Origin of the sequence: Megasphaera hexanoica, assembly GCF_043520715.1 — a bacterium.
Classification (GTDB): Bacteria; Bacillota; Negativicutes; order Veillonellales; family Megasphaeraceae; genus Megasphaera; species Megasphaera hexanoica.
Genome location: NZ_CP171361.1, coordinates 960,669 through 979,834 on the forward strand (window position 1 = coordinate 960,669; position 19,166 = coordinate 979,834).

16 protein-coding genes are annotated in these 19,166 nt (G+C 54.5%); 13 read left to right on the forward strand and 3 right to left on the reverse strand.

Going from position 1 to position 19,166, the window contains the following annotated elements; genetic code table 11:
- The 9 genes from ACGTIC_RS04525 to ACGTIC_RS04565 all read left to right on the forward strand — a co-directional run bounded on the left by ACGTIC_RS04525 (window position 1) and on the right by ACGTIC_RS04565 (window position 10,745).
- The gene (locus ACGTIC_RS04525; protein ID WP_113855477.1) at window positions 1-876 is read left to right on the forward strand and encodes an energy transducer TonB; all 876 of its coding nucleotides are present in this window, start codon (window positions 1-3) and stop codon (window positions 874-876) included.
- Window positions 877-940: 64 nt separating this feature from the next.
- Entirely contained in the window at window positions 941-1,459 is a 519-nt protein-coding gene (locus ACGTIC_RS04530; RefSeq protein WP_113855478.1) for a flavodoxin family protein, read from the forward strand.
- A gap of 1 nt (window position 1,460) precedes the next feature.
- Entirely contained in the window at window positions 1,461-3,014 is a 1,554-nt protein-coding gene (gene hutW / locus ACGTIC_RS04535; protein ID WP_113855479.1) for a heme anaerobic degradation radical SAM methyltransferase ChuW/HutW, read from the forward strand.
- Between the two features lie 239 nt (window positions 3,015-3,253).
- Window positions 3,254-4,219: an ABC transporter substrate-binding protein gene (locus ACGTIC_RS04540; protein ID WP_257536641.1), complete on the forward strand. Its 966-nt coding sequence runs from the start codon at window positions 3,254-3,256 to the stop codon at window positions 4,217-4,219.
- A complete protein-coding gene (locus ACGTIC_RS04545; protein ID WP_113855480.1) occupies window positions 4,216-5,232 on the forward strand; it encodes an iron ABC transporter permease in 1,017 nt (338 codons plus the stop codon). The genes ACGTIC_RS04540 and ACGTIC_RS04545 overlap by 4 nt, the downstream gene beginning before the upstream one ends.
- Window positions 5,229-6,017: an ABC transporter ATP-binding protein gene (locus ACGTIC_RS04550; protein WP_113855481.1), complete on the forward strand. Its 789-nt coding sequence runs from the start codon at window positions 5,229-5,231 to the stop codon at window positions 6,015-6,017. Before ACGTIC_RS04545 ends, ACGTIC_RS04550 begins: the two co-directional genes overlap by 4 nt.
- Window positions 6,018-6,031: 14 nt before the next feature.
- Window positions 6,032-8,062: a TonB-dependent siderophore receptor gene (locus ACGTIC_RS04555; RefSeq protein WP_113855482.1), complete on the forward strand. Its 2,031-nt coding sequence runs from the start codon at window positions 6,032-6,034 to the stop codon at window positions 8,060-8,062.
- The gene (locus tag ACGTIC_RS04560; protein WP_162816219.1) at window positions 8,056-9,027 is read left to right on the forward strand and encodes a ChaN family lipoprotein; all 972 of its coding nucleotides are present in this window, start codon (window positions 8,056-8,058) and stop codon (window positions 9,025-9,027) included. Before ACGTIC_RS04555 ends, ACGTIC_RS04560 begins: the two co-directional genes overlap by 7 nt.
- Window positions 9,024-10,745: an ABC transporter ATP-binding protein gene (locus tag ACGTIC_RS04565; RefSeq protein WP_257536642.1), complete on the forward strand. Its 1,722-nt coding sequence runs from the start codon at window positions 9,024-9,026 to the stop codon at window positions 10,743-10,745. Before ACGTIC_RS04560 ends, ACGTIC_RS04565 begins: the two co-directional genes overlap by 4 nt.
- A 47-nt stretch (window positions 10,746-10,792) precedes the next feature.
- Here ACGTIC_RS04565 and ACGTIC_RS04570 read toward each other — a convergent pair whose 3' ends face one another.
- The 3 genes from ACGTIC_RS04570 to pckA form a co-directional block, all read right to left on the reverse strand.
- On the reverse strand, window positions 10,793-11,062 hold the full coding sequence (locus ACGTIC_RS04570) for a hypothetical protein (protein WP_113855484.1): 270 nt from the start codon (window positions 11,060-11,062) through the stop codon (window positions 10,793-10,795).
- A 290-nt stretch (window positions 11,063-11,352) separates the two neighbouring features.
- Entirely contained in the window at window positions 11,353-11,781 is a 429-nt protein-coding gene (locus tag ACGTIC_RS04575) for a hypothetical protein (protein WP_059075711.1), read from the reverse strand.
- An 18-nt stretch (window positions 11,782-11,799) separates the two neighbouring features.
- Window positions 11,800-13,383 (reverse strand): phosphoenolpyruvate carboxykinase (ATP), encoded by a 1,584-nt coding sequence (gene pckA, locus ACGTIC_RS04580; protein WP_113855486.1) that lies wholly within the window; start codon window positions 13,381-13,383, stop codon window positions 11,800-11,802.
- 234 nt (window positions 13,384-13,617) lie between these two features.
- Here pckA and htpG point away from each other — a divergent pair, with 234 nt between their 5' ends.
- The 4 genes from htpG to ACGTIC_RS04600 all read left to right on the forward strand — a co-directional run bounded on the left by htpG (window position 13,618) and on the right by ACGTIC_RS04600 (window position 19,155).
- Window positions 13,618-15,561 (forward strand): molecular chaperone HtpG, encoded by a 1,944-nt coding sequence (htpG, locus tag ACGTIC_RS04585; protein WP_113855487.1) that lies wholly within the window; start codon window positions 13,618-13,620, stop codon window positions 15,559-15,561.
- Between the two features lie 300 nt (window positions 15,562-15,861).
- A complete protein-coding gene (locus ACGTIC_RS04590; protein WP_113855488.1) occupies window positions 15,862-16,842 on the forward strand; it encodes an asparaginase in 981 nt (326 codons plus the stop codon).
- Window positions 16,843-16,936: 94 nt separating this feature from the next.
- The gene (locus ACGTIC_RS04595) at window positions 16,937-17,968 is read left to right on the forward strand and encodes an S-layer homology domain-containing protein (protein WP_075582044.1); all 1,032 of its coding nucleotides are present in this window, start codon (window positions 16,937-16,939) and stop codon (window positions 17,966-17,968) included.
- Window positions 17,969-17,979: 11 nt separating this feature from the next.
- On the forward strand, window positions 17,980-19,155 hold the full coding sequence (locus tag ACGTIC_RS04600; RefSeq protein ID WP_083237105.1) for an S-layer homology domain-containing protein: 1,176 nt from the start codon (window positions 17,980-17,982) through the stop codon (window positions 19,153-19,155).
- The last annotated feature ends 11 nt before the right edge of the window (window positions 19,156-19,166 follow it).

Here is a 19,166-nt window from a genome sequence, read left to right on the forward strand (position 1 = left end):
ATGACACGGATCATGACATGGAAAAAAGCATATACTATTTCCCTGGCCGTACATGTAGTCGTCGCTGCCGTATTTGTTTTGCTGTGCGCCGGAGCCGTTATCCATCATGAACCGAAGATGGTCGTCATCGATCTCGATTCGTCGGAACCACAAAGCCAGGGTAGCGGCTATGCCGGCGGTGGCGGAGGTGGCAGTGCGGGTCAGACTCTTTTCCCGGATAAACTGTCGGCTGCAGACATGGAAAAACGAGTGGAAGCAGTCACAGAGAATCAATCGGCCCTGCGTCCCCAGACTCCTGCTGCCGTACCGGCTGTGACACCGGCAGCCGACGTGCCGCGGCAGGATGCAGCTCCGCAGACTGCAGCACCGGCTCCACCTTCTGCGCCAGCTGCAGACGCCGGAAACGGGGGGGATTCTCCTGCCGGCGGCAGCAGTGGCAGCGGCGAAGGAACGGGAAGCGGCACGGGAACCGGTGACGGCAGTGGCATCGGCAGTGGCATCGGTGATGGCGCCGGAGATGGGACCGGCGACGGCCAGGGATATGGCGACGGTTCTGGTGATGGACAGGGAAGCGGCAACAGCCAGACCCCGGGTACAGGAACGGGACCGTTCGATATCGATGGCTGGCAGGCGGCGGTCAATGCCAATAAAAATTATCCGCTCATGGCAGTCAAACGGAATCTGCAGGGAACTGTCACCATTCAGACGACCCTCGATGCTGGTGGAAATTGCCTGGGCGTATCTGTTGCAGGTAGTTCCGGGCAGAGTCTGCTCGATGATGCTGCCGTCCGTGCGGCCTATGCCTCCTGCCCCTATCCCAATCCCACGGGCAGCACCGTGACTATCACGACAAATGTAAATTTCCGCCTGAATTAGGCGATACAGACACGCAGATGATATACCGTTACATAAGCTATCTAGTATTAATGAGGTGAGACGAATGAAAACAATCGTAGTATATTCTACCCGTACGGGCAATACCAAAAAAGTGGCCGAAGCCATAGCGGCGGCTCTTCCGCCGGGCACGCCCTGCCAGCCGTTGGCAGATGAACCGGATCTGACGGCGTACGACTGCGTATTCCTGGGGTTCTGGGTGGACCGCGGTACGGCCAATCAGGAGGCGCAGGATGTCATCCGCACTCTGAAAAATGACCACATATGTCTCTTTGCTACCCTGGGTGCCAATCCTAAGTCGGAGCATGCTGCCAGCAGCCTGAAACAGGCTGAAGCGCTCCTGCCGGACGGAAAATCGGCAGACGGGACCTTTATCTGCCAGGGAGCCGTCGATCCGAAAGTGATTGAAATGATGTACAAGAAATTTCCTGCCGGGTCGCCCCACGGACGGTCTCCGGAGCGGGACGCACTTCATGCAGAAGCGGCAAAACACCCTGATGCGGCCGATCTCAGTCAGGCGGCAGCGTTTGCCCGGGATGTGTACCGCCGCATAACGGAGGGATGACATGAATCTGGAAACGTATTATCAATCCTTGTCGGCAGAGGAACGGGCCCTGCAATTCGGAGTAGAGACAGCAGATCCGCTTACGGGGGCCTTCCCCCGCAAGCGTGTTGTTCATGCGGGACTGCAGGGACAGGTACTGCCGGCTGACCAGGCCCAGGATATATGGCAGCGCCTGATGGCACAGCGCCCGGACCGGACCCGGCTGCAGACGGCGTATATCCATATCCCGTTCTGCAAGACCAAATGCCTCTACTGCGGCTTTTTCCAGAATGGGACCAATCAGGACGAAGAAGACCACTATATCGACTGCCTCGTACAGGAACTGGAAATGGCAGCGGACCAGCCGCGGCTGCGGGACGGACTCATTCACGCCGTCTTCATCGGTGGCGGTACGCCGACGTCCCTGTCGGCTGCCAATGCACGGCGGCTGCTGCAGACTATCCGGCGCTGCCTGCCTCTGGCCAACGATTATGAACTGACACTGGAAGGCCGTATCCACGATCTGGTGCCGGAGAAAATGGAAACATGGCTCCGATGTGGCGTCAACCGCGTGTCTCTGGGCGTACAGTCCTTCCACACGCAGATACGGCGTCAGGTGGGACGCCTCGATGACCAGGATACGGTCCTGAAGAATCTGGCGGCCCTCAAAGCGTATGAACAATGCGCCGTGGTCATCGACCTCATCTATGGCCTGCCCGGTCAGACAGAACGGGTATGGAAAGAAGACCTCGATGCCCTGGTTGCATCCGGTGTCGATGGCGCGGACTTGTATCAGCTCAATGTCTTTGAAGACAGTGACCTCAGCCGGGCTATCGAAAGCGGCCGCCTTCCCCCGGCCGCGACGACAGAAGAGGAAGCAAATCTCTTTGCTCTGGCCAGGGATTATATGGACCGTCACGCCTGGAAACGGCTGAACATCTGTCACTGGAGCTGCAGCAACCGGGAACGGAGCCTGTACAACTGCCTGGCCCGCAGCCATGCCGCCATGTTTCCTTTTGGAAGCGGTGCCGGTGGCCATATTGATGGCTATTCGACAATGCTGCACCGTTCGCTCCTGCCCTATGAAGCAATGATAGAACATGGGCAGAAACCCTTCATGGCTTTGATAAAACAAAATGATTTGCAAAATCTGGTTGATACGGTCCAGCAGCAGCTCGAACAGGGATATCTGAATCTGGATGGCCTGGCTGCGGCAAGACCGGAACTGGCCGGACTGCGCTGGCTGTACCAGTTATGGGAAAAGCGGGGACTCGTACAGGATACGGGCGTCCTATGCAAACTGACGGCAGCCGGTGAATTCTGGCAGGTCAATGTGACGCAGACGACGTTGGAATGTATGCAGTATCTCCTGACAGGTAAAAACGGTCTGGCTATGGAAGGCATTGCGGCACAAGATTCACAGAAAGTCCGCGATATCGTTGCCCGGATGAAGGCTATGAAAAAACATTCCGGTGGCATGACAGATAAAATCAGGGCCATGCAGCTTATGGCAGAAACGATGAAGCAGCTGCGTCCTGATGAAATCCAGGCGGTCATGAAACACATGATGGACTAAGCTACCTCCTTCATTGCAGCGGAAGAGTCATTCCCTTCCCTTGACAGTAGTCTTTTCCGCTGCAGTTTTCATAGAAAGACGGCACGTTGTCAGGTCGTATCTCCTCCCTGGGAACGTGCCGTCTTTATTTGTTAGAAAACTGTAATAAATATATGAATTAAAAATAATGATATTGACAATCGATAACAATATTTGTACAATGGTCCCATAGTGATTTTATGAACAAAGGAGGGAATTTCTTGCAACATATACTGAAAGGAATCATTGCCATCGTCTGCCTGATTATCCTGGGAATCGTGGCCTATCTCATGATAGCACCGGAAGATACGGCGCCACGGGCACAGACCCGCCAGGTCACCGATGCGACGGGGCAGAAACTGACCATACCGGTCCATCCGCAGCGTGTCGTCTTTCTCAATGTATCCAATCTGGATCTGTATTATGCGGCTGGTGGCAGAGATACCATCGCAGGGAAACCGACGTCGGATTCTATGTCGCCGGAACTGGCCGATGCCATGAAAGACGTACCGGCTGTGGGCATTATCCATAGCCCGAATATGGAAACGATTTTGTCCCTGAAGCCCGATCTGGTCATCGGTGTCAATGTGCCGTTCCACAACCAGATACGGCAGACGCTGGAACAAAACGGTATTCCACTGTATATTAATTCACTTGATTCGCTGGAAGATACGGAAAAAACACTCCGCTTTTTCGGCGAACTGACCGGCAAGGAAGGAGAAGCCAACGCCAGAGCTGATGAAATCAAAAAACGGTGTGATGCCGTCGTAGAGGCCGCTTCCCATGAGACGAGCCCGCGGAGCCTTATCGTATTCAGTTCGCCGGAAAGCAATAACATGGCTACATCGTACAGCTTCTCCGGGGATTTGCTCAAGCGGCTCCACGGTACTAATATTGCCGATCTGGACAGTTCCCTCCAGGGGCCTTATGTGCCGCTCAGCATGGAATATGTTATCAAAAACGATCCCCAGGTCATTTTCATCATTTCCATGGGACAGAGCGCAGACGAACTGAAGCGGTTCCGTCAGTCCATGAGCGACAGTGATGCCTGGAGCCAGGTGACGGCTGTCCGGGAGGGGCGGGTGTATGAGCTTCCGGCCCGGCTATTCACGGTCAATCCGGGAAGCCACATTGCCGATGCCATGGAATATATGTCCCAGTGCCTGTATCAAGGAGGAACCTTATGACTGGTATATATGACGACAGAGTCAAAACAAGACAGACACGGCGGCTGGCCGTCATCCTGCTGGGCTGTGTACTGCTGCTGATTATCCTCGTCCTGGCCGTTATGGCCGGAGCCGTGACGATTCCCGTCCGGGATGTCTGGCTGGCCCTTACGGCACCGGGAACGACTGAGGATTACCGTATTATTTATACCCTGCGCATGCCCCGCGTCATCTGTGCCGCTCTGGCCGGCGCCAATCTGGCCTTGTCCGGATGCATCCTCCAGGGAATCCTGCGCAATCCGCTGGCTGATCCGGGCATCATCGGCATCTCTGCCGGAGCCGGACTGGCCGCCATGGCCCTGATGATGCTGGCACCCAGCCTTACGGCGCTGGTGCCGTTGGCCGCCTTTGCCGGGGCACTGGGGGCGGCGGCTGTCGTATTCCTGCTGGCCTGGGAACGGGGCGTCAACCCCCTGCGCCTCGTTCTGGCCGGCGTCGCCGTGGCCGCATTTTTTGGAGGCGGCATGACCGCCCTTTCCGTATTCTTTTCCGATAAGGTGCAGGGGACCGTATCGTGGCTGGCCGGCGGATTTGCCGGTGCCAGCTGGCAGAGCGTGCGCATGATCGTGCCGTACAGTGTCATCGGCATCATAGGGACGCTGTGCCTGTACCGCCGGCTCAATGCCCTGCAGCTCGGCGACGACGTGGCCCGCACCCTGGGCGTACACGTAGACCGGACGCGGACGATGCTCATCGCCCTGGCGGCCCTGCTGGCGGCATCGGCTGTCAGCGTCGCCGGACTCCTGGGATTCGTCGGTCTCATCGTGCCCCACGTCATGCGCCTGGTCGTGGGCTCTGATTTTGAGCCCCTGCTGCCATGCGCGGCCCTGTTCGGGGCAATCCTCGTAGCCGGCGCCGATATTGCAGCCCGTACGCTGTTCAGCCCCATGGAAGTGCCTGTAGGCATTTTCATGTCCTTCATCGGCGCGCCCTTTTTCCTCTACTTATTGAAAAGGAGGATGAGAGCTGCATGACAGGTATAGAAATGAAGGACCTGCGCCTGCAGTACGGCGCCCGGGTGATTGCCGACCAGTTGCAGGTGACACTGGACAAACCGGAAATCGTGTCGATTATCGGCCCCAACGGGTCGGGAAAATCGACGCTCCTCAAGGCCATGGCCCGCCTGCTCCTGCCGTCAGCCGGGACGGTCTATCTCCATGGCCGCGATATGAACAGCTTTTCAGCCGATGCCCTGGCCCGTATTATTTCCTTCCTGCCCCAGTCGGCACAGGCTCCGGGAGACATGACCGTACGCGATCTGGTCCTCATGGGGCGCCTGCCCTATCAGGGATTGTTTTCCAGCCTCAGCGAAGACGATATACGGGCGGCCGATAAGGCCCTGGAAGAAACGGAAATGACGGAGCTCCGGCATCACCGCCTGTCCGAACTTTCCGGCGGCGAACGGCAGCGCGCCTGGCTGTCCCTGGCTCTGGCGAAAGAACCGGAAATCCTCCTTCTCGACGAGCCGACGACGTATCTCGATATCCATCATCAGCTCGATCTCATGGAACTCATTGCCCATCTGTATGAGACGACCCATATGATGGTGGTCATGGTTCTCCATGACCTGAATCACGCCGCCCGTTACAGTCACCGCCTCATTGCCGTCAAAAAGGGCCGCATCGTCGTAGACGGCCCGGTAGAGGAGGTATTCACCAAAGACATTATTGAACCTCTGTATCAGATACAGGCTGCTGTCACCCAGGTACGGGAAGGAAACCGCCTGTATACCGTATGTATTCCCTATGCTACAAAATAAAAGGAGATGGTAAGATGATACACCCGAACGCAGCGGCCCTGGCGGCTGCTGCCATCATGACATCCCTGTACCTGCCGGTACAGGCCGCAGGCACAGAAGGCCAACAGCAGCTCCAGTCCAAAGATGTTATCGTCACGGCGACCAAGACAAAGGAGGAAGTCCGGGCCGTGCCGCAGGCCGTCGAAGTATGGACTCAGGAAGACCTGCAGCGCATGGGCGCCAGTGATGTCGTATCGGCACTGCAGCTGGCCAATAACGTCAACCTTTCCAAAGCCGGCATGACTGGCAACGCCGTCATGATACGTGGCATGAGCACCAATCATTCACTCATCCTCGTAGATGGCAGACGTTATGCGGCCGAAGATACGGATGTGACGACCAATGTCTATGCCCTGGAGCGGATGGACCTCAGCGATATCGACCGCATCGAAATCGTCCGCGGTCCGTCGAGCTCTCTTTACGGGTCTGATGCCATGGGCGGGGTCATCAACATCATCACCAAAGTTCCCGATAAAGCTGGCGGCACAGTGGGCGTCGTGACGGGGACCCAGAATACGGCAGAATATATGAACATCAATTTTGGCAAACATCACCGCTGGTCTACTTCATTCGATGCCCGTCTCGACCGGCGCCGTCCGTTCAACCGCTATACATACAGCAGCGCGGCGACTATGAGTGGCATGACATCTGTAACAGACGGGTCCAACCGCTCGCTCTACGGCATGCGCCGCATGTATCATCTGGCCAGCGTCTACGACTTTGAAAACGAAAATGATAATAAACTCCGCTTCGACCTGGAATATCACGATGACGACCTGCGCTCTGATTTCGCTCCGGCATGGTTTTCCCGGGGGCCCATGAAATTATACACGGCCAAAGACAAGCATGAATACTATCATGAACAGGAAAAGGCCGCCAGTGTTGAATATACGGGAAAAACGAAACGGAATGAATATATGTTCCGAACGTATTATAATGAGCTGAAAAAAAATTCGCTCATCGATAATGGACGAGATCTCTTCCCGGGAATGATGGAGACCATCCTGGGAGGCATGTATCCCCGGTCTGATATGGACCGGGCCAAATACAGCACCTGGGTTACGGAAGCACGGGATACGATGTATCTGGGAAGCCATCATAATCTGACATTCGGAGCAGAATATCGCAAACTGAAATATGAAGGCACCCGCCTTGCCGGTTCTCCTGTAGGACTGGATAAAGATATAGCCGGTCACGAAGTCAACTCCTATGCCGGCTATATCGAAGACTTGTGGCAGGTCAACGACAAATTACTCCTCGTACCATCTGTCCGGTATGAACACAACAGCCAGTTTGGCAGTCAGACGACGCCGAAAATCGGCCTGACATATAACCTGAACAGTAACTGGCGCTTTAAATCCAATTACGGCCGGGGCTACAAGGCGCCTTCCATCAGCGAACTGTATATGGAAATGCACCGGGCCATGGGCTCGACGACCGTCGATATTTACGGCAATCCCGACTTGGATCCGGAAAAATCGACGAGCTATGATTTCAGCCTGGAATATGATAAGGGCAGGAACTTTGGCAAGCTGACCTATTTCAACAACCGCGTGTCCAACCTCATCGAAGCTGATCGTCTCTATGGCACGACGTACACCTATGTCAATGTCGCCAAAGCCCATATCGACGGGATAGAAGCCGAACTGGGTCATCGCTTCGGAGACCGCTGGACGGTGAAACTGACCCATAATTATCTCGATGCCGTCAATGGCCGGACCGATGAACGGCTCAATTACCGGGCAAAGAATACGACGACGGTGCAGCTTTTGTATGACGACCACAAAGAAAACGGATTCAGTGCCGTCCTCTGGGACCAGTTCAGCAGTGACTACCGCTTTGACGGACAGGATTACACGTATAATACGCTGAACTTCTCATTCCGCAAAAAGCTGGGCAGTGGATTTTCTCTCTACGGCGGCGTCGATGACATATTCAATAAAAAAGTCGATGACATTTACATCGACGGGCGGATGTGGCGTATAGGAGCAGAATGGAAATGGTAATCATAGAAACATGCAATGACGTAACAGCAAACCTGTGGAAACGGCTGTGCCTTGCAGCCTGCGCTCTCTTCCTGGCGGTACCGGCGGCTGCCGGGGCGTCGATGGTGACGGAAAGCCGTCCGGGCCAGCTTCCCATCATGGATGCGGAAACAGGGCAGGTCCTGACCAGTCAGGAGCTGGCGGCCAGAGAAACGGATACGGACGTCCTGTTTCTGGGAGAATTTCATGATAATGCTTCCATCCATGAAACAGAAGCTGCCCTGCTGCAGGATCTGTACAAGCAGAAACAGGGGAAACTGGCACTGTCGCTGGAAATGGCGGAACGGGATACCCAGCCTGTACTGGATTCGTATCTGGCCGGGAAGATACGCGAAGACGAATACCTTGCAGCCGGGCGCCCCTGGCCCAATTACAGGGATGCCTACCGGCCAATGGTCACCTTTGCCAGAACGCAGAAGATTCCCGTAATTGCCGCCAATATACCGAGGAAAGCCGCAGCCGTCTATGCCCATACAGGCTCCCTCCGGGAGGCAGAAGAGACATGGGGAGCCTATATGCCGCAGACCGTATATCCCGGCTCCCTGGCGTATGAACGGGCATTTACCGGAACGATGATGCGTCTCCGGGGGCAGGCTATGCCCATTTCGCAGGATACGATTCCCCGGCTCTTTGCGGCCCAGTGCCTGAAGGACAATACCATGGCCGAAAGCATCGACCGCTATGCCCGGGCGCACGGCGGACATCTCGTTTTCCATGTGACTGGCGCCGCTCATTGCGAAGGATGGCTGGGGACAGTCGAACAGCTCCACCAGCGGAATCCGGGACTTACGATCCGGGTCATTACGGCTGTCCGCTATGACCCGTCCCGCCTGAGCCGCAGCGAGGCGGCCGCGTTGTGCCGGGATAAGGGTGATTATCTGATCCTCGTTCCCGAAACCATGGCGGATACGGGGAGCCGGGGATGATCCGGCGCTTCCTTTCCTGTTATCGTCCGTACACCCGGCTCCTTGCCGTCGTCATGACCGGCTCGGTCCTTGCAGCCGGTATGGAAACGGGGTTTCCCATGATTGTACGCCACATCCTGAATGACATCCTGCCAGCCCGGGATATGGCGCGCCTCTGGCAGACCGGACTGCTGCTTCTGGGGTTGTACGTCCTCTGCCTCCTCATCAGCTTCGCCGTCTGCTACTGTGGAAGGACCATGGGGGTCCACATCGAGCACGACCTGCGCTGCCGGCTCTTTGAACACATAGAAGGCCTGAGCTTTTCCTTTTTCGATACGGCACAGACCGGCCAGCTGGTCTCACGGATCATCAGCGATATTTCCGAAATCGGCGACCTCGTTTTCCAGCTTCCCAATCTGGTCCTGGTCTGCGTCATCACCATGGCAGGCAGTGCCTTCTTTATGTTTTCCATCAACTGGCAGCTGGCTCTTCTGGTGTTGTTCGTGCTGGGACTCAAAACGCTGGATACGGTCTTTCTCAACGGGCGGATGAAGCAGACCTTTTTCCTGGCCCGGCAGCAGATGGGCCGCCTCAGCGCCAGGGCAGCGGAAAGCTTCAGTGCCATCCGGGTCATCCAGTCCTTTGCCGCCGAACGGTATGAACTGGAACGGTTCCGCCGTACCAGTACGGATGTGCGCTGCGCCCAGCAGCGGACCTATCTCTTCGAGGCCTACCTGATGAGTACGGTCGTATTCTTTACCAACCTCAATAACCTGATCATCATAGCCGCCGGCAGCTATTACATCATGATGGGCACTATGACCGTCGCCGACCTGGTCGTCTTCCTCATGTACCTGCTCCTGTTCATCCGGCCCATTATGCAGCTGACCCTGCTTACAGAACGGTATCAGCGCAGCATGGCCGGATTCCGGCGCTATACGGGGCTCATGGATACGCCCCCGGCTGTCACCGACTGTCCCCATGCGATAGATGCAGGTCCGGTCCGCGGGCGCATTGAATTCCGCCACGTCTCCTTTTCCTATGAAAAGGGACCAGCCGTGCTGCGAGATTTCAACCTCACCATCGAACCGGGGGAAACCGTCGCCGTCGTCGGATCTACGGGCGTAGGGAAGAGCAGCATTGCCAGCCTTCTGCCACGGTTCTATGACGTCACGGCAGGAGAAATCCTCCTTGATGGCCGCGATATCCGCTCGTATACGCTGGCCTCCCTGCGGCGGGCGGTCGGCATGGTGCAGCAGGATGTGTTCCTCTTTGCCGGGTCGGTCAGGGAAAATATTGCCCTTGGCGACGAGATGGCATCGCCACAGGCTGTCCGCGCCGCCGCCGCTGCTGCCGATGCCCATGATTTTATCTGCGCCCTGCCCGATGGATATGACAGCTTCATCGGTGAACGGGGAGTCCTCCTTTCAGGCGGTCAGAAACAGCGCATCGCCATTGCCCGCATCTTCCTGAAAAATCCACCCGTGCTGATCCTGGATGAGGCTACGTCATCACTGGATAACGAAACGGAACAAAAAATACAGGAATCCCTGCGGTCTTTGTCGGCACACCGGACGACGCTGATCATTGCCCACCGCCTGGCGACCATCCGCCATGCCGACCGCATCCTGGTCCTGACCAAAGAAGGCGTGGCCGAAAGCGGTACCCACGATGAACTCATGAGTCGTTACGGATTGTATTACCAGCTGTACGAAGCACAATTCGATGAAGAAACATAAAAAAAACTGCCGCTCATGGATGCGGCAGTTTTTTTATATCCGTCCTGCTACTGGCCCAGAGCGCGCAGCAGGGTATAGCGGAATTCATGGGCCGTCTTTGCCAGTATGGCCGACCCGGCCAGTATGGCAAAGGGAGCAGACAGGCAGACAACGAGGAGATTCCGGCCGGCAGCGGACAGAAGGGGGCCGGTCAGTGTCCGGGCCACCTGCAGGAACGATTCGGTGGCGACACAGCAGAGGAACATGACGATGAAAAAGACGGCTACTGCCAGGGGCAGCATGATGATATAAGAGAGAATATAAGCAGCGGATTTCATGATAAACGACCTCCTGCACACAATACCGTATCCCCTGTTACAAGGGTTATATCGTAAGTTTATTATATTCTGCTATTATCAAAATGTCAAATTAAATGATAATGAGAAAATGCGTGTCGTTTTTACTACAGTTGGGCAGGACTGCTGTCCGATTGGAGCATCGGAAGGAAATCCGGTAAAAAAAGCCCTTGTCAGGCCGGAAACGGACGGGCGGACAAGGGCTTTTCCTTTGTGTGAAATTGTAATGAAACTCAATCCTGATTATTTTTTTCAGATAAACGGGACATACATCAGAATTTGAAGTCGATGATGGCCGAGACGCCGACACCCTGCACGCGGTTCAGATTGGTCACGTCGGTCGTCGCCACCGGAATGAGCGCCTTGGCACGGGCGATGCCGTTGAATTCGCCTTCAATCTGGGCTACGGCCTTGACTTTATCCACCTGTCCGGACGGCCCGACGACCTGGACGGCGCCGATGTATTTTCCCGTGCCGCCGCTCAGGATAGGAACGACTTTGGTGGCGTAGTCGGTGCCGACGCCGTTTTTCATGAGCAGTTTATTCAGGAAGGTATTGATTTCATCGCCGTATTTGGAAACGAGGACGGAAATACCGCCGACTTTCAGGATAGAACCGAGATTAAATGCCTGAACGGCACTGCCGCCGGCAAAGCCCAGCAGGGATGCGACGGTGACGGCTGCAATGATTTGTTTTTTCATAGAGACCTCCTCGGGACGTTATGGTTGTGGTCCGGCATTGATGATATCTGCCGGCATGTGGGGATATTTTTCATGGAAATTGTCGAAAAACATCTTTGCCACCTTCTTTGCCATTGTATCATAGGCGTCGGGACTTGACCAGGTATCGCGGGGATTGAGGATTTGTGGCGGGACGCCCGGGCAGGACTGGGGGATATCGACATTGAACCGGTTATCGTGAACGAAGTCTGCTTTTTTCAGTGTACCGTTCAGGGCTGCCGTAATCATGGCCCGGGTGTATTTCAGTTCCATGCGGCTGCCGATGCCGTAGGGGCCGCCCGTCCATCCCGTGTTGACCAGGTAGACGCTCGTATTGTGATGTTCAATCCGTTCGCCGAGCATGCGGGCATAGATATCGGGATCCAGCGGCATGAACGGTTCTCCAAAGAGCGTAGAGAAGGTCGGCACCGGTTCGGTGATGCCCTGTTCCGTACCGGCTACTTTGGAGGTAAATCCCGTGACAAAGTGATACATGGCAGCTTCCTTGCTAAGCCGGGAAATGGGCGGCAGGACGCCGAAGCTATCGGCCGTGAGGAAGATGACGACTGTCGGCACACCGCCTATGCCGGGAATAGCCGCATTGGGAATGTACTCGATGGGATAGCCGGCGCGGGTATTTTCCGTGATTTTATGGTCAAAATAATTAGGCTTGCGCGTATCTGGGTCGAGGATGACATTTTCTACCAGCGTACCGGAGCGGATGGCCTGGTAGATGTCTGGTTCCTTGTCCGGGTCGAGGTCGATGCACTTGGCGTAGCAGCCACCTTCAAAGTTGAAGATGCCCCGGTCGGACCAGCCGTGTTCGTCGTCGCCGATGAGTTTGCGGTCCGGGTCGGCCGACAAGGTCGTCTTGCCCGTACCCGACAGGCCGAAGAAAATAGCCGTTTCCTTGGTGATCGGGTCCATGTTGGCCGAACAGTGCATGGGCAGGACTCCTTCCCGGGGCAGGAGAAAATTCATGACCGAAAAGACGCTCTTTTTGATTTCCCCGGCATACTGTGTCCCGGCGATGAGGATGAACCGCGTTTCATAATCGACGAGAATGGCCGCTTCCGAATGGACGCCATCCGCCGTGGGATTGCATTTGAAGCCCGGCGTGACGATGATGGTAAAATCCGGTTCGCCGTACTGTAACAGTTCTTCCTGACTCGGCCGGATGAGCAGATTGCGGATAAAGAGGTTTTCGCTGGCCAGTTCCGTAATGACGCGGAATTTCTTGCGGCACTTTTTGTCGGCTCCGGCGAAGCCGTCAAAGATGAAGACTTCCCGGTTTTGCAGATAGGCCGTCATTTTATCTTTCAGGGCGCGGAATTTATCCTTAGTAATCGGGCGGTTGACGCTGCCCCAGGCGATGAGGTCGTGGACCCCCGGCGTATCGACGATGAACTTATCCTTCGGTGCCCGGCCCGTGAATTTTCCCGTCCTGACGACCAGGGCTCCCGTATCGCTGAGCACGCCTTCGCCGCGGCGCAGTGCCGCTTCCGTGAGGCATGCCGGGCTCAGATTGTGGTATACGGCAGACGGATTGATGATACCTGCCCGTTCCAGTCCAAATGTTTCCATATAGAATCCCCCCAATATATAATATGTAATGAATGAGTAAAATGAAATACAAGTATGCCGTAAAGTACACACTCTTATTATAAACGGAATTTGTAAACCGTTCAATGGTCTATTTCCCCTCTTGACACTTTGACTTTTTGATGTATTATAAAGAAAGAGAATTAGCACTCCTGTAAAAAGAGTGCTAACACAAAATTAAAGAAGCCGGGAGCTTCTGTAAAGGAGTATGTGACTATGGCGAAAGAAACGTTTGAATTCCAAGCGGAAACGAAACAACTACTGGACCTGATGGTTCATTCTATCTATACGAATCATGAAATTTTCCTGCGTGAACTCATATCCAACGCATCCGATGCAATCGATAAGCTTCATTATGAATCGCTGACCAACCGCGACATCCTGGAAGGGGATACGGCTTTTGAAATCCACCTGACACCCGATGCCCACACGCTGACTATTTCCGATAATGGCCTGGGCATGAATAAAGAAGACCTGGTGCAGAATCTGGGGACCATTGCCAAATCGGGGACGAAAGCCTTCCTGGAAAAACTGAAGGAAGCCCAGGACAGCGATTCGACGGACAAAGACCTCATCGGCCAGTTCGGTGTCGGCTTTTATTCGGCCTTCATGGTAGCTGATACGGTGACGGTCGTTACCCGCAAGGCCGGTGAAAAACAGGCCTATAAATGGGAATCGTCCGGTGATGGTACGTACAGCCTGGAAGAATGTGAAAAACCGAAACACGGTACGACCATCATCCTCCATCTGGGCAAGGATTTCTACGGCGACAAGAGTGAAGAAAATTATACCGATCAGATGACTATTTCCGGTCTGGTAAAGAAGTATTCCGATTACATCCGTTATCCGATTACCATGGATTATGTAACCAAGGAAAAACCGAAAGATGCTGATGGCAAGACTATCGAAGATGCGCCGGAAGAAGAAAAAGTTGAAACGCGGACCCTCAATTCCATGCAGCCACTGTGGACGCGCAATAAATCGGATATCAAACCGGAAGAATACAAGGATTTCTTCAAACACCAGTTCTACGAATGGGAAGACCCCATGGAAATCTTCCATACCAAAGCCGAAGGGGCCGTCGAATATACGGCACTGCTCTTCATTCCCGGCAGTGCACCATTTAATTTGTATTATACGGATTACGAAGCGGGCCTGCAGTTGTACAGCCGCCACGTCTTCATCATGGACAAATGCAAAGACCTCCTGCCGGACTACCTGCGCTTTGTCAAAGGCCTCGTCGATTCGCCAGACCTGTCCCTGAATATTTCCCGTGAACTGCTCCAGCAGAGCCGTGAACTGAAACTCATCGGACGTAATCTGGAAAAGAACATCCTCAAGACGCTGGCCCGCACCCTGGAAAAAGACCGGGCCAAATACGAAAAGTTCTGGGCTGAATATGGCAAGTCCCTGAAAATCGGCGTATACAGCGGCATGATGACCGGTGAAAACAACGTCGATAAACTGAAAGACCTGCTGCTGTTCATGAGTTCCAAAGACGGCAAGCTCTGCACGCTGAAAGAATACGTGGGCCGCATGAAAGACGGTCAGCAAAAGATTTACTTCGCTACCGGCAAGGACCGGGCTGCCATCGATGCCATGCCGCAGATGGAACTTCTCCGCGACCGCGACCTGGAAGTCCTCTACATGCTCGACCCGGTCGATGAATTTGCCGTACAGGCCATTGGTGAATACGATGGTAAGAAATTCCATTCTATCAGCCAGGGCGATCTCGACCTCGACGATGACGAATACAAGGAAGAAAAGAAGAAAGCCGAAGACCTGGCCAAGAGCAATGAAGACCTGCTCAAGGATATCAAGGAAGTCATCGGTGACAAAGTGGCCGATGTCCGCCTGTCAAACCGCCTGAAATCCGGTGCTGTCTGCCTTGTCGCTGATGCAGCCGGCCCGTCCATCGCCATGGAACAGGCCTTTGCCGCAGCCAATAACCCTATGCTCAAAGCCCGCCGCATTCTGGAAATCAACCCTAATCACGACTTGTTCGGCCGTCTCCAGACGCTTCATGCCGCTGGCAAAGATTCCCAGGATTTCAAAGACTACTGCAAACTTCTCTACGATCAGGCCCTGCTTCTGGAAGGCATCCTGCCTGACGACCCGGCGGCTTTTGCCAATAAAGTTGCCCAGATGATGGCAAAATAAAGAAGCCTGCCAAACCGTCCGGAAGGCGCGTAGAAAGACAATAGAACGACAATAGAACGACTATAGAGATAAAACGGACGGAGAGGCCGCCCCATACAGCAATCGCTGCTTTGTGGGGCGGTCTTTTTTTTGCTGTTATGATGAATTTTGCTCAGTATTGCGTCAGTACATACTTTTATACTATTTATACATCCGGCATTTATACATTTGGCTTTTCACAGTAAAAATAGGAAGACTATGGCAGATATGGTATAATAGATGAAGTAATTCTGTATCATTTTATGACAGGGGGAAATCACTATGCTGCCTGCTATTTATATCATCGGCTGTGGAGGGACTATTGCCGGCCGGGCCGCATCCCAGTCTGAACTCATTGGCTATCAGGCCGGGGAAGTTTCTATTGACGATCTCATCCAATCGGTACCGGAAATGACCAGCTATGCTTCTATCCGGGGAGAACAGTTCTGCAATATCGACAGTTCCAGTATGACTGAAGAACTGCTGCTGCAGCTGGCGCGCCATGTACAGGATATAGCTGGCCGGGACGACGTAGATGGTATCGTCATTACCCACGGCACGGATACGATGGATGAAACAGCCTATTTTTTGAATCTTACCGTTCACACCCACAAACCCGTTGTCCTCGTCGGAGCCATGCGTCCGGCTACGGCAATCAGTGCCGACGGTCCTATGAATCTGCTGGAAGCGGTGCGTCTGGCAGCAACGCCCGGAGCGGGGGAATACGGCGTCCTGCAGGTCATGAACAGCACTATCTGCTCGGCCCGGTTCGTGGAAAAGACCGATACGACCCATGTCCATACTTTTACCGATGGCCAGCTGGGCGCCCTGGGATTTATGCAGGATGGAGTTCCCGTCTTCTATCAGCAGCCGCTGCGCCGCCATACGTATGACTCCCGCTGGACCTGCCCGGCAGAAGACCATCTGCCGCCTGTCTGGATTCTGTACTGTCATATCGGCATGACGGCCGCGCTTATCGAAACGGCGATGGAACGGGGCGTACGGGGTATCGTCCTGGCCGGGATGGGCCATGGGAATATGCCGAAATACCTCCTGCCAGTCATCAAAGAGGCACAGCTGAAGGGAATCGTCTTCGCCCGTACGACGAGGGCGGCCGGCGGCATCGTCAGCCCTGTACCCCTGTGGCCACAGATGATCGGTGCAGACAATCTGTCGCCCCAGAAAGCACGGCTGCTGCTGCAGCTGGCATTGCAGGACACGAGTGACATAGAACAGATACAGCACTGGTTTGGCGAGTATTGACCGGCCGGCTTGTGACATACCATGGCATGTGATAAAATGATACAGATAGTATAATTGCTACCTGAACATACTACATGGGATAGGAGAGACGAACATGAAAAAATATACAAAAATTCTGATGACAGCTGCCGTTGCCGCCGTATTGAGCGGCAGCGTCATGGCTGCGGGAACGACGGGCGGTCTGCGCGATATCGATACGTATTGGGGGAAACAGGCCGTTGAATATTTCTATGACAACCATTATGTCAGCGGTGCCGATGGATATTTCCATCCCGATGATCCCATCACCCGTGAAGGCATTGCCTCCATCATCAACAACATGCTCAATGAAAGCCCGGCCGTCCCCAAGACCAGCTTCAAGGATATCCAGGGCCGGTGGTCCCAGCGGGCCATCGATTCCCTCGTCGATAAACAGATTATGAACGGTTACAGTGACAACACCTTCCGCCCGACGCAGAACATTACGCGGGAAGAATTTGCCGTCATCGCCTATAATTATATGAGTTATAAAGGCATTACCGTCCAGGATACGGCTGTCCCCTATGACGATGAAAATGCCATCGCTCCCTGGGCGCGGAAAGCCGTCGATACCCTGTCTGCAGCCGGTTATATGAAAGGGGCCAATAATACCTTCCAGCCGAAAGAAGAAATTACCCGTGGCGAAGCTGTCAACGTCCTCTACCGCATCCTCACTAACGGCAAGGGCAGTTCGGAAAAACAAAATACCCTGGAAACACAGGTATTTAAAGACATCACTGATGTCTACGGATCTATCAAGAACTTTGCCAAAGACGGCATCATGTACTGGCAGGGCAATAAACTCCACGTAGGCGTCAAGACCCAGGCCAACCGGGACAAGCTGGAACAGGCCCTGGCGGAAGATTCCCAGATTGAAGGCGGTTCCGTCATCGTCCAGCGTTCGACCTACAGTTACAATGATTACAAAAACATCATGGCCCGGGCCGAAAAGGTATACCGCGCCAATGAACCGACCGGCTCCTTTGTCAAGACCGACGTCGATTATCTCAATGAAAAGGTATTGCTCACCGTAAATTCCATTTCCAAAGGAACCCAGACGGCACTGAATAAGGAAATCGGCGGTGTACTGCGTATCGTCATTCAGTAGCAGGAGGAACTATGATGAAACCGAAGAAACTGGCGGCCCTGTTTGTGGCCTTTACCCTGTTTTCCGGCGTGACGGCTCTGGCGGAAGCTCCCTATACCGATCTGGGAGGACTGAAGAGCCGTGCTGCCATCGATTACCTGTACGATAACCAGTGCCTGGATTTCGCTGCAGGAAAGACCTTTGCCCCACAGCAGGTACTGACGCGGGGAGACCTGGCGCAGCTCATATACAGCGTCGCCCTGAAACTGCCGGAATCGCCGCTCGTCTTCAGTGATGCGCCGACGCCCAAAGCCAATGATGCCATGGCCGCCGTGGCAGCCCAGGGGATACTCAAAGGCTATGAAGATGGCTCCTTCCACCCCGATGAACCGGTGACGCGGGAAGAATTTGCCGCCGTCCTCTACCGCTACCTGAAGTACTGTGGCCTGGAAGAAATTGAAAACCACCAGCTGCCCTACGGCGACATTGCCGACGTAGCTCCGGAAAACCGCACGGCCGTAGAATATCTCCAGCGGAAAGACCTCATGACGACGACGGACAACCTGTTCCGTCCCCGGGAAGGTATGACCCGGGCGGCTGCTGCCGAAACGATATACCATATGATGCATTCTGATGCCGATTACGTATCCCACGTCGATGTGGAAAGCCAGGTCATACGGGCCCTCAATGCCGAATATGGCAGCATGCCTGCCTTTTTCCAGCAGGGGACGCTCTACTGGGATGGGGACAAACTGGTCCTCGGATTCAGAGGCTCGCCGCGCATGTTCCTGAAGCAGCGCCTGAAAAAAGATGTGAGCCGCTATGATGTGCTGGTATTCCGCCACGTCCGCTTTGCCCGTGCCGATTACGACCAGCTCATGACAAGGGCTATCAACTGCATCGTTTCCGAAGAAGGCGTGCAGAACTACGTTGGTTCCGTGCCGGATTATAAGAACGAAACCATCGATGTCATCGTGCGCCGTCCTTTGGCCGATACGACCGTACAGAAACTGAATGAACGGATAGGGAAAGGTGTCGTGCGGATTCATGACGTGCGCACGGCCGCCATGCGCCCCCAGCCGGCAAGCCCGGCAGGAGAAACGAAAAAAGTCGATACGGATACCAATAAGGACTTGTCCCATTCGCCGCTCTACGATGAAGCGACCAATGCCGCCGTCAATTCCGTCATCCGCGACGCCATGAAATAACAGAAAGGGAG

Excerpts from the sequence above, each read along its gene's own strand:
- ACGTIC_RS04525 (WP_113855477.1), top strand. The coding sequence starts at position 1 with ATGACACGGATCATGACATGGAAAAAAGCATATACTATTTCCCTGGCC.
- ACGTIC_RS04530 (WP_113855478.1), top strand. The coding sequence starts at position 941 with ATGAAAACAATCGTAGTATATTCTACCCGTACGGGCAATACCAAAAAA.
- hutW (WP_113855479.1), top strand. The coding sequence starts at position 1,461 with ATGAATCTGGAAACGTATTATCAATCCTTGTCGGCAGAGGAACGGGCC.
- ACGTIC_RS04545 (WP_113855480.1), top strand. The coding sequence starts at position 4,216 with ATGACTGGTATATATGACGACAGAGTCAAAACAAGACAGACACGGCGG.
- ACGTIC_RS04550 (WP_113855481.1), top strand. The coding sequence starts at position 5,229 with ATGACAGGTATAGAAATGAAGGACCTGCGCCTGCAGTACGGCGCCCGG.
- ACGTIC_RS04555 (WP_113855482.1), top strand. The coding sequence starts at position 6,032 with ATGATACACCCGAACGCAGCGGCCCTGGCGGCTGCTGCCATCATGACA.
- ACGTIC_RS04560 (WP_162816219.1), top strand. The coding sequence starts at position 8,056 with ATGGTAATCATAGAAACATGCAATGACGTAACAGCAAACCTGTGGAAA.
- ACGTIC_RS04565 (WP_257536642.1), top strand. The coding sequence starts at position 9,024 with ATGATCCGGCGCTTCCTTTCCTGTTATCGTCCGTACACCCGGCTCCTT.
- ACGTIC_RS04570 (WP_113855484.1), bottom strand. The coding sequence starts at position 11,062 with ATGAAATCCGCTGCTTATATTCTCTCTTATATCATCATGCTGCCCCTG.
- ACGTIC_RS04575 (WP_059075711.1), bottom strand. The coding sequence starts at position 11,781 with ATGAAAAAACAAATCATTGCAGCCGTCACCGTCGCATCCCTGCTGGGC.
- pckA (WP_113855486.1), bottom strand. The coding sequence starts at position 13,383 with ATGGAAACATTTGGACTGGAACGGGCAGGTATCATCAATCCGTCTGCC.
- htpG (WP_113855487.1), top strand. The coding sequence starts at position 13,618 with ATGGCGAAAGAAACGTTTGAATTCCAAGCGGAAACGAAACAACTACTG.
- ACGTIC_RS04590 (WP_113855488.1), top strand. The coding sequence starts at position 15,862 with ATGCTGCCTGCTATTTATATCATCGGCTGTGGAGGGACTATTGCCGGC.
- ACGTIC_RS04595 (WP_075582044.1), top strand. The coding sequence starts at position 16,937 with ATGAAAAAATATACAAAAATTCTGATGACAGCTGCCGTTGCCGCCGTA.
- ACGTIC_RS04600 (WP_083237105.1), top strand. The coding sequence starts at position 17,980 with ATGATGAAACCGAAGAAACTGGCGGCCCTGTTTGTGGCCTTTACCCTG.